Below are 14,531 nucleotides of genomic sequence, written 5' to 3'. Positions count from 1 at the left end.
ACCGTATGATATGCATACCACTCACGGTTTGGTGAGGAATTTTTAATTACTTTATTTTTTATATTTCTCCGCAATCTCCAGCAGTTCTTCTACTCTTCTCTCGAAGGAGTATTCTTTTTTGATCATATCATACTGCTCCAGAGCTTTGGCTTTTACGGCCTCATAATCGTTTTCTACTTTTTTGATGCAGGCATCGAATTCTTCTTTTGTATCATAATAGAGTACCGCATCCGGGAAGATTTCTTTCATTTCATCACAGCCATCGGAAATCACAGGCAAACCACACGCAAGCGCATCAAAAATACGATTGTTGATAATTTGATTATCCAGCATATCCTTCCAGTGATCATTGAGGGTGACTTTTGCCGAACGATACAGTGCTGGAAGTTTGTCATTCGGCATAAATGTACCATCTACCACATCTTTGTGCTCCGGCATCATCTCATACCAGCCGCTTCCCCATACATGAAGTGGAACACCAGCATCTGCTGCCCAGTATACGCAATCTCTCATAACCCCTCTGGTACTGCCAATAAAGATATACTGTCCATTATACTGTTTCTTTGTCTCTCCTTCCGGACAAAAGATTTCTGTATCGGTACACTGCAGGAGCGGCACGACCGGAACACTGATCTTATCTTTCAGTTCTTCTGCCATATGTCTGGATCCGACACATACAACATCGTACAGTTCATATTCTGCTTTTGAAATCATATCCGGATGGCTGATATTCCACATAATATAGAGACATTTCTCATTCCTTCTATCCGGATGATAGAAATATTTTCCTCTCAACACAAGAACCACATCTGCCTCTTCATCACAGCCCCAGTCCTGACGATTATCGATAATTGCATAGATATTCTGACGTTCCAGATATTTCTGCAATGCAACTGCATAATAGTAGTCGCCCCAGAAAAATTTTGCTTCGCCTTCCGTAGCAGGACACTTGATCACCCATACCTTGCGACCGTCTGCTGCACGTTTTATCTCTGCTGGCATCTTTGCCCAGTTTTCTCTCCGTACAAATTCCTGTTCAATATACTCTTTCAGATTTTTCTGCATCTCCTGCATATTTTTCTGCTGGAGTTTGATGAGCTTCTCCTGCTCTTTCAGTTGTTTTTTAATATATTTTTCCTGATCTTTAAATTTTTTATCTATATATGTGCGTCCAGCCGGAACAATTTTACGTAAAAATCTTTTTAATTTCTGTTTGAATCCCATCGTTTCATTTTCCTTTTTCATATTTCCCATAATCTTTTGGCACTGTTCAAATTCCTGTTTGTTATAAAAATAATCTTTACTCTTTCCTTCTACACCGAGTTCTCTGAACCATTCTCCTCTCAGCTTGTCTTTCAGTTTTGTTTTTGTCGGTTCTGACAGGGTGTTGTAATTCCACAGTGAAAAATGCAGTGCATAATTGATATAGTCTCTTTCCAGTTCTTCGTACAGGCCCTCCTCTCTGAGTCTGTCCCGAAGTGCCATCAGAGCACGATAGAAACAATCCCAGGAATACTCTCTTGTTTTTGACAGAGAATCCTTGGCATCGCGTCGCTGATGAGCAAGAACCATCGGTACAACGGATATTTTTTTTGCCAGAACTACTGCACTGAACACAAAAAGCAAATCATTGCTGGTCCGCTGCTCCTGAAATGTCAGATGGTATTTATCCACAAATTCTTTGAGGAAGAGTTTGTCCCATGCCCATCCGACAAACACTTTGAACACATTGCCTGTCATCTGCCTGTGATTAAATGGATGATACGGTGGAATCTCATTCTCATGGATCACCCAGTCTGCTGAAACAAACTGTTTCTTCTCTGTATGATACTGGTCTGATTTGTATGCTACAAAATCTGCCTGATCTTTTTCTGCCAGATCATATGCCTTTTCCAGCATTCTCGGCTCAAAAAAATCATCTGAATCCAGGAAGGACAGATACTTGCCTGTCGCATGACGCATACCATTATTTCGGGCCGCCCCGGCTCCGGCATTCTTCTGCTCAATAATCTGGATTCTACTGTCTTCCGTGGCATATTCCTTCAATATATCAAGTGAACCGTCTGTGGATCCGTCATCCACACAGATAATTTCTATGTCCTTCAAAGTCTGTCCAACCACGCTGTCCATGCACTGCTTCAGATATGGTTCTACGTTATATACGGGAATGATTACCGATACTTTTGCCATGATCGATACTCCTTACTACTTTTTTATCTTATTGTCTCGTACAATTATACCTTCTGCCTCTGTGATAGTCCAGAGATTTTTCTTGAAAGCCTTTTCAAAAAATAATATACTGTGAATGACTATACTAAACTCAAAGGATGCTTTTATGAAGAAAAACAAACAACTAACAATCGCTTTATCTGCTTTCGCACTGACTTCGCTTATTTTACTGATTGTATTTTATGTCAGCGGCGTATATCCTTTTGGTGACAGATCTCTGCTTAAATGGGATATGGAATTACAATATGCAGATTTTTTCAGATGGTGGCATCGTGTTCTTCACGGACAGGCCAGTATGTTTTATTCCTTTTCGAAATCTCTCGGAGATAATACATTTGGTCTGACTGCTTATTATCTGTCCAGTCCATTTAATCTGCTGCTGTATTTTACTGACGATATTCCTTTTTTTATCACACTTGTCACATTATTAAAAATGGCATCAGCAGCTCTGACATGCTCCATATTCCTTTCCTGTTATCCATTCTCACTTGCATACGGATGGAACCTGATTCTTTCTGTTTCCTACGGGCTTATGGGATATAATCTGTGTCAGGCAAGTAATATCATGTGGCTGGATGGTGTTATCTGGCTTCCTGTTATTATGCTGGGAATCTGGAAACTGATTTCTTCCGGAAAGACTCTGCTGCTGTATTTTTCCGTGATTATTTCTATTATCAGTAACTGGTATACCGCCTACATGATCTGTCTGTTTTCGTTTTTCTTTTTTACATACGAGGTATTAAAGCAAAATGACTTTCATTTCCTGCAGACAATCAAACAACAATTCAGGCTCTTTATTCAATATTGCATCACCATGATCGCCGGGGTTCTGACAACCATGTTCTTTTTCTTTCCTGTCATTCGCAATTTATTACAGGGAAAGGGCGTTGATACTTCCGGAGGATGGATCATTGGATTTCATGCCGGTATCAGAGACATTCTGAAGGGCAGCTTTGTTCTGACTGTTCCATATACCGGTCAGGGGCTTACTTTTTTCTGTGGTTCAGTTGTTCTCTTATCCATGATTGGATACTTTCTTTTCAGCAAAAGAAAATATAAAGAGCGAATCTGGTCTCTGGGATATCTGATTTTTCTGATATTCTGTACAGTATTTATTCCTCTGGAAAACATATGGAACGGTTTTCGTAAAGTCGCTTCTTATTATTGCCGTTTTTCCTTTGTTGTCAGTTTTTTCATCATCTATCTGGCAGCTGTATTTTTATCTTCTTTTGTAATAAATCGCCGGAAATTAAACTGCGTTTTCGTTACCGGCTGTTGTATTTTTACCTGTGCCGAACTTTTTTATGGTTCTTACCAGACTTTTGCCGGAGGATATGGCGGCAGTGCTGCGGCCTTTAATCAATATGCATCCGAAGAACAGCGTGCTGTGACAGCAATTCAGGACAACGAAGCACAAACCTTTTACCGTACAGATCAGACTTCCAGCTGGCGTACAAACGCGCAGCACTTTTTTGGCAACTTTAATGAAGGTATGGCCTATGGTTTTATGCCTCTTTCTTCATACAGTTCCACATACAATCGCAGCATTATGTATTTTTATAACCGCTCCGGTTACAGCAGCTGCAATCGTCTGATCACATGGTGTGAGCCAATTCTCACATCTGATACGCTTCTTGGTATCAAATATGTTCTGGGTGATATAGCCGCTTTGGGCTATACACAGAATGATTCGGAAAACTACAATGGAAAATCCGTCTATACCAATCCATATGCGCTTGAACTTGGATACAGAGTTTCTGATTCTATACAGGATTCCATCAAAGCTGATAATACTTTTGAATATCAGAATGTGTTATTAAGCAGAATCGTCGGTCACGATGTACAATGCTATAAACCATGTTCTTCTGTAAAAGAAGCTAATGAATCCGGATATTCCTGGAAAGTATCTTCACCGCAGATGAATTCGATTATTTACGGATACTGTGCTCCTGCACAGGGGAATGACCTGGAGCTGTACATTGATGGTAATCTCCGCACTTATTATTCTCAGTGGTCATCCTACAAAACTTTTCAGGTTGGTACCAACGATGCTGCTGAACACACTGTAGAATTGAGAGGCACTGTCAATCGCGATAACATTGACGGCACTTTCTATTATCTTGATCTTGCAGAATTTCAGGATGTTATTGACGAGATTTCTCAGCATCAGGTACATACCACCGAATTAAAAGACGGGTATGTTAAATGCGAATATACTGCTGATGAAAGTGAACAGCTTCTTCTGACTGTACCATATGATTGTGGATGGCAGATTTATGTCAATGGTCAGAAAACAGATGCGCATAAGCTCCAGCATATTTTTACCGGAATTGATGTGTCAGCCGGTAAAAATGTTATTGAAATGAAATTCCGGCTTCCTGGTTATAAAAAAGGAATTCTTTTTTCCATATGTGGGATTTTGCTGTATAGTGTCAGTTTGATTTTCTTTAACAGGCTGAATCTTTACAGGAGATCAGAAAAAGAGTGATTCGATTTGAATCACTCTTTTTTACGTCTTACCAGTCTGTAGCTCGTATCCAGTTCTCATATTCTGCCATATGAATATTCGAGGCAACTGCGCCTTTCTGTGATGTATATAGTTTTAATGCTTCCAGTTTCTTTTCCAATGCAGCTTCCGGAACTTTTCTTAAAGAGTCTTCCATAATCGGCAGTCTTCTCGCTGAATACCAGTTTCCAAAATAATAAAGATTTGTTCCCCAATATGTTTTGTAAAATTCTTCCGTCACCAGTTTACTTGTCATCTTGTGATGAATATGCCCATATTCTCCATTTGGATTATGTGTGGCAACCATTCCCCAGTGTTTATATTTCAACACTGTATTCAGATCTTTTGCTATACTGGTGCATTCTGTTGTCCATGTTGATCTTTGTCCGTTTGCCAACAGATCTGGATATGATAAAATCATTCCCTCACAACCAAACTCTTTTATCACCTCATAAAACTCATTCTTCCGCACTTCATTATAACCGTTTGTCAGACATACAACAAACCAGCCGCCTTCTGTCAGATGTGCGCCACCCCACAGAGTCTCATCGTCCGGATGTGCAACCACCATAAGTTTCGTACAGTTGGACAGAGGAAGTTCATCCAGCATTTCTTTGGTGACCTGGCCTTCTGTTGTCTCAGAATCATATTTTGTCGCATTCTTTTCCAACTGACCTTTGTTGTTAAAGTACTGTCCGTTATACCAGCAGTTCTTCTTCATACGTCCGCTGGCATCCACATAATAAGTCTGTCCACCAGTCTGTATATATTTATTTGTGACCATTTTGCCATCTGTGCCAAAATAATACTTATTGCTGCCAACAGTTGCCCATCCTGTCACAAACTGGCCTTTATTCAAATAGTACGTGTTATTTTTCCATTTATGAACGCCGCTTTTTCTGGAAAGCACTCCGTTATTTTCAAACCAGTACCATTTGCCTTTTATTTTTACCAGTCCGGTTGCCAGGCTTCCGTTTTTATTGATATAAACCTGTGTTTTTCCATATTTGTAAAGGCCTTTTTTCTTTACAAGTCTGCCATCTTTGCCAAAGATATAAAGTTTGTTATTGACTGCTTTCTTTCCTGTATAGGCACGTGCAGTCTTCCTGTCAAAATAATATCTGTCCTTCTTGTACTTCACCCAGCCGGTTTTGCGGACACCCTTCTTATCGAAGTAGTAATAATACTTTTTTATTTTTTTTACTTCATCCTTTACATAGGTATTGTTTACTTTATACTTATAAGTCGTTCCCTTGCGAACCCAGCCGGTCTTTCCGGCAGCCTGTACAGACAGTGCTGACACTGCAAGTAATACACAGATGATCAATGTTACAAACAGACTTTTTTTCATTTTACTTTTCACTTTATTCACTCTTTCAAATTTCAGATCTCATACCATTTAATTTCGTTTGCTTCCATATGCAGGTTGAAGCTGCTGCCGTCCCCACGGTAAACGGTCGTATCCTGTGGCTCATAGGTGTTATTTACAACACAGTATTTGCCGTTCTTTACATATGCGTGTACTTCTACATTGTAGTTGCTGGAATACCAGCAGTTCAGTTTTTCTTCTGCTGACGCAGACCAGAGTACTGCCCTGTACAGAATACGACTGTTTTTGAAGCTATACGGAAGACCGCTGATATAAACGCCACGGCCTCTGCCGAAGTGACGGACTGCCACCTGCACTTCCTGGTCATTCTGGATCAGGATCTCCGTTCCATCAAGTGCATAGATATTTTTCTTGCCTTCACCAAAATCAACTTCTCCTTCTGCATCTGCCAGGATAAAGTGGTCTCTGTGTTCTTCCCAGTTATACTTGTCTTTGTTCAGGTTGAATCCATTCTCTTCTTCTACCCCAAGGACATCATCCAGCTGAAAATAGTGTCCCTGCCACTGATGCGCTGCCGGTTCTCCTACTCCGATAAATCCACCGCCGTTGTATACAAATTCCTTCACCGCAGTAATGACAGTCTCATCGATCCAGTTCTCACCACCACTCTGTGCCGTATCAGCATCGCCGACATTGATCACAACGTCAAACTGTTTCAGCAACTGCGGATTTTCTCTGATATCATCAAAACTGATAAACGACACATCGAATGGAGCCCCGCTGAGTGCCTCGATGATTCCGAAGTAAGAATAATTTTGTTTATAATAAATTGCATGATGTACCATATGATTGCCCCAGGCTCTCATTTTGCCCCAGCAGTTCAGAACGGCAACTTTTTCCACACAATACGGAGTGGTTCCCTGGATATTCTCATACAGTGTACGGAATTCTTCGCAAACGGATTTGATATATTCTACAAAATCAGGGAACTGAAGTGCAAGTTTCAGATATCCCCCATAACCAATTCTCTGAATCGGGCTGCGCAGGATTGCTCTTCTTGCTGTTACCCAGTTGATCTTTGCTTCTTTGACCGGATCACCACCCTCATGGAATGTATCCGGAAAGAAATATGGCAAAAATCTTCCTTCGGTATATTTTACATGCTTGATGTCACTGAAGAGTCGTAAAGTTGCTCCATTTCCCACACTTCCAACCACTGCATCCAGACCGATGGTTGCAAATTCATCCATAAATGGTTCCATGCCGATCCAGTGATCTCCCATGAACATCATTGCCTCACGACCGTATTCATGCACAATATCTACCATTTCTTTGGCCAGTTTGGCTACTTCACGGCGCTGGAACGCCTGGAAATCTTTGAATTCTTTTGATGGAATACGATAAGTATTGTTCATATATCCCTGGTCAATAATAAACTCCGGACGGAACTTGTATCCCACTTCTTTTTCAAACTGTTCCAGAATATATGGACTTACTGATGCAGAATAGCCAAACCAGTCCACATATTTTTCTCTGGCCATTTCATCAAAGATCAGCGTAAACTGATGGAAAAATGTCGTAAAACGAACCACATTCACATATTCATGACTCTCCAGATAACGTCGAAGTCGCTCCAGAGAATGAGCTCTTGTAGCCGGCTGCCGGACATCAAATGTAATCTGTGGTTCCACATCTTTCCAGTCATTCACAACCGCATTGTACATGTGAACCGGATCCCACATAATGTAAGCCAGAAAACTCACTGTATATTCATGGAATTTCTTCGCAGGTTCAATCACTACATTACCAGATGCTTCATCATATGACCAGTCAGCAGTTTCTACTGTCTCACCAGTTGTCCGGTCAATGACCTCCCACCATCTTTTCATATCATCCCGTGTATTCACCGCAAGCATATCCGGATACAGATGATCCATCAGATGGATCTCCAGTCTTTCCGCAACAGCTGTATGGAAAGAAGTCATAATATACATCTGCTGGATTTCTTCCGGATGCGCCTTCGCCCATGCATTGTCTTTTCTTGTCGTATAATAGGTCGCGTAGATCTTGGCACCGGTGTTCTTCAGTTCCTGCGGAAACTCTGTTCCATCACAATCGCGAATAGCATCTGCCCCCCATTCTTTCATAATATCCAAGGTCTCTTTGATCACGTCGAGATCTGTCGGAATCGTCACACGCCCTCTGTTGTTATCCATTATTTTTCTCCCCCGATGTTTATAATATTTTATCTTTACTATAAAATTTCATATTTATAGCATACTTTGTTTAATCTGTAATTGCAATCACTTTTCTTGAGTTTTTTTACATAATCTATTGCTTTTTGGGGACAATTTCATATTTGACAGACCATCCTTCCTGTGATAGGCTTCCAGTAAAATATATCTTATATGATTGTGGAGTTATATAATGGAACGTATTCTGAATTATACTATTTCTGCTGCCGATGAAGGCATGATCGTTCTGGATTTTCTGCGTAAACAGGGATTTTCCAGACATATACTCACAGCAATGAAAGCTGACAGAGAAGCACTTTCTCTAAATGGACAGAAAGCCGGCGGACGGACAGTTCTTTCCTGCGGTGATCATTTTCGAGTCCGACTTCTCGAAACCGTTCCCACCGACGGCATCCTCCCAACGCCTCTGAACATTCCCGTACTCTATGAAGACGAAGATATTCTGGTAGTAAACAAACCCGCCGATATGCCGGTTCATCCTTCCCTTGGCAATTATACCAACACACTTGCCAACGGAGTTGCCGCTTATCTGGAAACAAAAGGAGAATCTTGTCCTTTTCGTTGTATCAACCGGCTTGACCGTGATACCTCCGGTGCACTGATCCTGGCAAAAAATGCACTCAGTGCCGCGATTCTTTCTGTTCAGATGCGAAATCGTCAGATAAGCCGTACCTATCTGGCCATTGTTGAAGGAATTCCCCGCCAGAGCGGAACGATTTCTGCACCAATCAGCCGCGCAGCTGATTCTGTAATCGAACGTCGTATTGATTTTGAGAATGGAGAATCGGCCATCACACATTATCAGCTGCTGGAAGTAAAAAATAATCATTCACTTCTTGAAATCCATCTCGAAACCGGACGTACACATCAGATTCGTGTACACATGGGTTATATTGGACATCCACTCCCCGCTGATTATCTGTATAATCCTGTATACGATACTTTCAAACGCCAGCCTCTGCATTCTCTGCAGTTGAAATTTTGCCATCCGATCACAGGAACTCCCATGTGCCTTATGGCACCTGTTCCCGAAGATATGAGCAATGCTTTTTAGCAAAAAGCAGCTGTTTTCCCTAGAAACCACAAGGTTTCTTTCAGAAAAACAGCTGCTTTATTATGCTTTATTTTTTTCGTAAACAATCTGCAGACCTTTCAGGAGAAGATCTCCATCCAGAATCATCTTTCGTTTACAGTGCGGAATGATTTTTCTGGACATGCCTCCGGTTGCGATCACGGTAACCTTCTGTCCGAGTTCTTCCTCGATTCTGTCAATGATACCGTCCACTGCTGCCGCATTGCCATAAAGAATTCCACTCTTCATACAGTCTACTGTATTCTTGCCGATGATCTTCTTTGGTTCTTCAATACTGATTCCACTCAGCTGAGAAGCTCTTGTTGTCAGCGCATCCAGTGAAATCTGCACACCTGGCATGATCATACCGCCAATATAATGTTTCTTATCATCCACTACAGAAATTGTAGTTGCTGTTCCCATATCAATGATGACCAGCGGAACCGGATACTGTGCCAGTGCCGCAACTGCATCTGCAACACGATCCGCTCCCATTTCTCCCGGATTGTCCAACATGATATTCAGTCCGGTCTTCACTCCTGGTCCAAGAATCATTGCATCCTTTTTGAGAATTTTCTGTACAGCCAGTCTGGCTGCTGATGTAATCTGCGGAACAACAGAAGAGATAATTGCTCCTTCAATATCCGCACGGTTGATATGATGGATATCAAGAATTGTTTTGATATCAATCGCATATTCCAGTTCTGTTTTCGTCCGTATCGTGGATATACGTTCTGTAAAATATATTTTTTCTTTATCAATACAGCCAACAACTATGTTGGTATTTCCAATATCAATGGCTAAAATCATATTTCTCATTCCTGTCTGTAGGATTTTTATGCTGCAGTATCTGTTTTTACAATCTGAACTGCCGGAATCAGGTGTGCTTTTGAAAGCGCGGTTCCTACAGCTGCAGTGATGATTGTAGAAGAAACCATCTCACTGATTGCATTAACGCCAACCATAAGACAGCATCCAACAATAATATTGTGACCTCCCATCAGATTCCTGATCAGCTCTGTATTTCCAAACATCACAATCAGCGCAGTCATAAAGAACAGTGTATTCAAAAATGCAGAAAAGAATCCGGTAACAGCACAGGATACATACGTATTTGCCTTTTTGTGAACAGCTCTGTAAATGAATCCAATACAGATACCATCAAGAATACGCGGTCCAAAACACTGTACCGCCGTCATAAACGGATTGATCTGAAACAGAGCAGATCCAAGGGCACTTACGCCGCCGATTCCTATTGCCTGCATAAAACTGGTCAGTCCAAAAACGGCTCCTGCGATTGCGCCGCCTGTCGGTCCAAGTACAATGGCGCAGACTGCAACCGGAATTACGTTAAAAGTTACTGCCAGTGGTCCGATATTCAGATATCCCAGTGGTGTATAAGCCATCAGAAAAAGGATTCCTGCCATAAGGCCCAGAATGGTCAGCTGTGATGTGGTAAATTTCTTTGTTTTCATGTTTTCCTCCTTGTTATCGTTCCCTTACACGGGATACAATACGGTGCGGAATTGCGGGCATATGAAGTTTTTATTTACCCGCTTCCTGGTGAACGGGTTACTGTTCCTCCCTTTCTTTCTGAATAGAGAGAATTTTATCCAGGATGACATTGGCTGCATCCTCCTTGCTCATAAGCTGGAGTGATACGTCTTCATCCTGTGTAATCAGAGTCAGAACATTGGTATCCCCCTGGAATCCGGCACCTGCCACCTTCAGATTATTGGCAGCAACCATATCCAGATGTTTTTTTCCAAGTTTTGCTCTGGAATTACCAAGCATATTCTGGGTTTCCATTGAAAATCCACACAGAAACTGTCCCGGCAGACGATGTTCTCCCAGATATCCCAGGATATCGTCTGTCTTTTCCAGTTTTATACTCATCTGTTCCTCATGCTTCTTTACCTTGTCCTCATAGACATTGGCCGGACGATAGTCAGCGACTGCTGCTGCTTTAATGATAATGTCCTGCTCAAAGCTTACAGAAGTAACTGCTTCAAACATTTCCTTTGCCGTCACTACCGGAACAAGCTTTACAAACGGTGGCGGTTCGATTGCACATGGTCCGCTGACCAGTGTTACATCCGCCCCACGGAGCATAGCTGCTTTTGCCAGTGCATATCCCATCTTTCCGGAAGAATGGTTCGTAATATAGCGTACAGGATCGATTGCCTCCTGTGTCGGTCCGGCAGTCACAAGGACTTTACGGCCAAGGAGATCTTTTTCTTTTGCAATTTCTCTCAGAATATAGTCCAGAAGCATCTCCGGTTCCGGCATCTTTCCGGCTCCTGTATCGCCACATGCCAGATAACCACTGGCCGGCTCGATCACTTCATAACCATAATGCTGCAAAATAGCGAGATTATCCTGAACGATCGGGTTTTCGTACATATTTGTATTCATAGCAGGTGAAACGATCTTTTTACATTTACACGCCATGATTGTAGTCGTCAGCATATCATCTGCAATTCCATGCGCCAGTTTGCCGATCACATTTGCGCTTGCCGGTGCGATCATCACCACATCCGCCTGCTTTGCGATGGAAACATGTTCTACACTGAACTGAAAATTTCTGTCAAAGGTATCTACCAGACATTTATTTCCGGTAAGAGTTTCAAAAGTAATTGGATTGATAAAATTCGTAGCATTCTGCGTCATCAGTACATGTACCTGCGCGTGAAGCTTCTTCAGTGCGCTTGCAAGATACGCAATCTTATATGCCGCAATACTTCCGGTCACTCCCAGAAGAACTGTTTTGCCTTTTAACATATCGTTCTCCTCCTCTGGCAGACAATGCTGTGCCTGCATCTGTTTTATTATAACAGTCTCTTCTGTAATTGCAACGTATTTTTCCAGTGTTTGACTTTTTGTACAGCATTTTGTTGAACCCTATGAAAATCTGTACTATAGTAATCTGTAATAAAAAGAATTTTTTATTTTCCACAAAAAGGCCATAAAAGGATAGGAGGTCAATATGAAAGCAGTTCAAATCACAGGATGGTGTGCACGTTTTATCAGAGAACAGGTCCAGCCCGGAGATATCTGTATAGATGCAACCATGGGAAATGGAAATGATACGCTTCTTCTCAGTTCTCTCTGCGGAAAAGACGGACATGTTTTTGCTTTTGATATTCAGGAAGCGGCACTTATCAATACACGTAAAAGGCTCATGGAAGCAGATGCACCCCAGAATTATACCCTTCTTCTGGAATCGCACACCAATATAGAGCACTATGTCGATCCGGGTACTGTCAGCTGCATTACCTTTAATCTTGGATATCTGCCGGGTGGGGACCACACCAAAGCAACCCACGCCGATACCAGCATTGCCGCACTTTCCAAAAGCCTGGACCTTCTGCAAAAAGGCGGGCTGATCTCACTCTGCATCTACAGTGGTGGTGATTCCGGTTTTGAGGAACGTAATGCTGTCCTTGCCTGGTTAAAAGAACTGAATCCACATAAATATCTGGTCATCCGCAGTGACTATTATAACCGTCCGAACAACCCGCCAATTCCGGTTCTGATCATTCGTCAGTAAAACAGGTCCGCTATGTTTTATTGCAAAGTAAAAGACCGATGTCGCACACCTCACGCTGCATCGGTCTTTTTTACGTTACATAAAATTTTTATTTTATCAGTCTGTGATCTGAATGCTGTCGATCACCGGCTGTTCGTCTGCTTTGACTGTTCCATTATCATCCGTTGGGTTGGCATTTTTGCAGATTTCATCAACGATATCCATACCTTCTGTCACTTTACCAAATGCTGCGTAATCGCCATCCAGGAAAGTGCTGTCTGACTGGACGATAAAAAACTGTGAACTTGCGCTGTCCGGATCCGTAGATCTTGCCATGGAAATGATTCCTCTCACATGAGAGATATCATTCTTTACACCATTACTTGAGAATTCTCCCTTAATAGTCTCTCCGGATCCTCCGGTACCATTTCCTTTCGGATCCCCACCCTGCATCATAAAGCCATCTATAATACGCCAGAATGTAAGTCCGTCATAAAATCCTTCCTGTGCCAGTTTCACGAAATTGGTAACAGTGATCGGTGCTGTATCTGCATCGAGTTCCACTTTAATGTCCCCATAATCACGGATGCTGATATCCGCATGGTGGATTCCTGTCAGCTCCTGACTGGTATCAAGCACTGTATTTTCCACAGTCGCACCATCTGTATCAGTACCATCACTGAAGCCGGCCTCTTCCGCTTCTTCTTCACTTGCCACATTTACATCTTTCGTATCTTCATCAGAAGAAGCTTTATCTTCTGATTTTTCATCTGTAGTTTCTGCTTTTGTATCATCTGCTTTCTTGCTGCTGCCACATCCTGCAAGTGTACCTGCAGTCAGCACAACGGCAAAAAGCACTGCCAGAATTCTGGATTTCATGTTCTGTTCCTCCTGTTTTTTTGTTACTGTTCACTTCATTCCCAGCAACATCTTTTTTCTGATAGTATTCACAGTGTAACACCCTATAAACTTAAAGTCAAATCCTGACTTGTATCAGACGTTCAGCTCTGCTACAATAAAAAGCAAAAAAGAAAGGACTTTTATTATGAAAAAAATTGCAAGTTTTACCATAGACCACATCAAGCTGCAGCCTGGCATTTACGTTTCCCGTAAAGATTACCTCGGCGATCAGGTCATTACAACTTTCGATATCCGCATGACTTCCCCAAATGAGGAACCAGTCATGAACACAGCCGAACTCCACGCTATGGAACATCTGGCAGCTACGTTTCTCCGCAATCATGCTGAATTCGGTCCAAAAGTAATTTACTGGGGTCCGATGGGCTGCCGCACTGGAAACTATCTTCTGCTGGCAGGCGATTATGAATCCAAAGATATCGTCCCTCTCATGACTGAGATGTTTGAATTCATCCGGGATTTTGAAGGTGAGATTCCGGGTGCTTCCGCAAAGGACTGCGGCAATTATCTGGATATGAATCTCGGTATGGCAAAATATCTTGCTGACAAATATCTGAAAAATGTTCTTTACGATATCAGGCCAGAACGTCTGACTTATCCGGAATAATCTTTCAATATCGTTACTTAGTAACATAAAAAAAGGGGCTGTCGCACTAAGTAATTAGTGCGCAGCCTCTTTTTGGTGCAAAAAA

At 42.0% G+C, this 14,531-nt stretch carries 11 protein-coding genes; 4 read left to right on the top strand and 7 right to left on the bottom strand.

The features are described 5' to 3' along the window. Nucleotides 1-51: 51 nt before the first annotated feature. Nucleotides 52-2,190, bottom strand: a complete 2,139-nt coding sequence (locus LI112_RS14365) for a glycosyltransferase (RefSeq protein WP_179978716.1) — start codon at nucleotides 2,188-2,190, stop codon at nucleotides 52-54. 145 nt (nucleotides 2,191-2,335) lie between these two features. Here LI112_RS14365 and LI112_RS14360 point away from each other — a divergent pair, with 145 nt between their 5' ends. After that, nucleotides 2,336-4,717, top strand: coding sequence for a YfhO family protein (locus tag LI112_RS14360; protein ID WP_186290964.1), 2,382 nt, complete (start codon nucleotides 2,336-2,338; stop codon nucleotides 4,715-4,717). Nucleotides 4,718-4,745: 28 nt separating this feature from the next. On the opposite strand, the gene LI112_RS14355 is transcribed toward LI112_RS14360, so the two are convergent. Both LI112_RS14355 and gnpA read right to left on the bottom strand, forming a co-directional pair. Next, nucleotides 4,746-6,098, bottom strand: a complete 1,353-nt coding sequence (locus LI112_RS14355) for a PIG-L family deacetylase (RefSeq protein WP_227190931.1) — start codon at nucleotides 6,096-6,098, stop codon at nucleotides 4,746-4,748. 20 nt (nucleotides 6,099-6,118) lie between these two features. Beyond that, a complete protein-coding gene (gene gnpA / locus LI112_RS14350) occupies nucleotides 6,119-8,281 on the bottom strand; it encodes a 1,3-beta-galactosyl-N-acetylhexosamine phosphorylase (RefSeq protein ID WP_178529659.1) in 2,163 nt (720 codons plus the stop codon). A 211-nt stretch (nucleotides 8,282-8,492) separates the two neighbouring features. On the opposite strand from gnpA, the gene LI112_RS14345 reads away from it, so the two are divergent. Then, a complete protein-coding gene (locus LI112_RS14345; protein WP_173904165.1) occupies nucleotides 8,493-9,374 on the top strand; it encodes an RluA family pseudouridine synthase in 882 nt (293 codons plus the stop codon). Nucleotides 9,375-9,434: 60 nt separating this feature from the next. Here the strand turns inward: LI112_RS14345 and LI112_RS14340 are convergent, their stop codons facing one another. The 3 genes from LI112_RS14340 to coaBC form a co-directional block, all read right to left on the bottom strand. Next, on the bottom strand, nucleotides 9,435-10,202 hold the full coding sequence (locus LI112_RS14340; RefSeq protein WP_022388463.1) for a type III pantothenate kinase: 768 nt from the start codon (nucleotides 10,200-10,202) through the stop codon (nucleotides 9,435-9,437). 26 nt (nucleotides 10,203-10,228) lie between these two features. Beyond that, nucleotides 10,229-10,867 carry an ECF transporter S component gene (locus LI112_RS14335; protein WP_022388464.1) on the bottom strand — a complete coding sequence of 213 codons (639 nt, stop codon included), beginning with the start codon at nucleotides 10,865-10,867 and terminating at the stop codon, nucleotides 10,229-10,231. 97 nt (nucleotides 10,868-10,964) lie between these two features. Beyond that, nucleotides 10,965-12,173, bottom strand: a complete 1,209-nt coding sequence (gene coaBC / locus LI112_RS14330; protein ID WP_227190930.1) for a bifunctional phosphopantothenoylcysteine decarboxylase/phosphopantothenate--cysteine ligase CoaBC — start codon at nucleotides 12,171-12,173, stop codon at nucleotides 10,965-10,967. Between the two features lie 205 nt (nucleotides 12,174-12,378). Here coaBC and LI112_RS14325 point away from each other — a divergent pair, with 205 nt between their 5' ends. After that, a complete protein-coding gene (locus tag LI112_RS14325; protein ID WP_055065603.1) occupies nucleotides 12,379-12,942 on the top strand; it encodes a class I SAM-dependent methyltransferase in 564 nt (187 codons plus the stop codon). 96 nt (nucleotides 12,943-13,038) lie between these two features. On the opposite strand, the gene LI112_RS14320 is transcribed toward LI112_RS14325, so the two are convergent. After that, nucleotides 13,039-13,800 carry a peptidylprolyl isomerase gene (locus tag LI112_RS14320; protein ID WP_117593616.1) on the bottom strand — a complete coding sequence of 254 codons (762 nt, stop codon included), beginning with the start codon at nucleotides 13,798-13,800 and terminating at the stop codon, nucleotides 13,039-13,041. Between the two features lie 166 nt (nucleotides 13,801-13,966). On the opposite strand from LI112_RS14320, the gene LI112_RS14315 reads away from it, so the two are divergent. Further along, on the top strand, nucleotides 13,967-14,446 hold the full coding sequence (locus LI112_RS14315) for an S-ribosylhomocysteine lyase (RefSeq protein ID WP_005422460.1): 480 nt from the start codon (nucleotides 13,967-13,969) through the stop codon (nucleotides 14,444-14,446). Nucleotides 14,447-14,531 lie beyond the last annotated feature (85 nt).

This window comes from Blautia sp. 210820-DFI.6.14 (assembly GCF_020558815.1).
GTDB classification, from domain to species: domain Bacteria; phylum Bacillota; class Clostridia; order Lachnospirales; family Lachnospiraceae; genus Blautia_A; species Blautia_A obeum.
The sequence above is the reverse complement of the archived record's forward strand: the minus strand, read 5'-3'. Positions and strand labels throughout refer to the sequence as shown.

Excerpts from the sequence above, each read along its gene's own strand:
- LI112_RS14365 (WP_179978716.1), bottom strand. The coding sequence starts at position 2,190 with ATGGCAAAAGTATCGGTAATCATTCCCGTATATAACGTAGAACCATAT.
- LI112_RS14315 (WP_005422460.1), top strand. The coding sequence starts at position 13,967 with ATGAAAAAAATTGCAAGTTTTACCATAGACCACATCAAGCTGCAGCCT.
- LI112_RS14340 (WP_022388463.1), bottom strand. The coding sequence starts at position 10,202 with ATGATTTTAGCCATTGATATTGGAAATACCAACATAGTTGTTGGCTGT.
- LI112_RS14320 (WP_117593616.1), bottom strand. The coding sequence starts at position 13,800 with ATGAAATCCAGAATTCTGGCAGTGCTTTTTGCCGTTGTGCTGACTGCA.
- LI112_RS14335 (WP_022388464.1), bottom strand. The coding sequence starts at position 10,867 with ATGAAAACAAAGAAATTTACCACATCACAGCTGACCATTCTGGGCCTT.
- LI112_RS14360 (WP_186290964.1), top strand. The coding sequence starts at position 2,336 with ATGAAGAAAAACAAACAACTAACAATCGCTTTATCTGCTTTCGCACTG.
- LI112_RS14325 (WP_055065603.1), top strand. The coding sequence starts at position 12,379 with ATGAAAGCAGTTCAAATCACAGGATGGTGTGCACGTTTTATCAGAGAA.
- coaBC (WP_227190930.1), bottom strand. The coding sequence starts at position 12,173 with ATGTTAAAAGGCAAAACAGTTCTTCTGGGAGTGACCGGAAGTATTGCG.
- gnpA (WP_178529659.1), bottom strand. The coding sequence starts at position 8,281 with ATGGATAACAACAGAGGGCGTGTGACGATTCCGACAGATCTCGACGTG.
- LI112_RS14345 (WP_173904165.1), top strand. The coding sequence starts at position 8,493 with ATGGAACGTATTCTGAATTATACTATTTCTGCTGCCGATGAAGGCATG.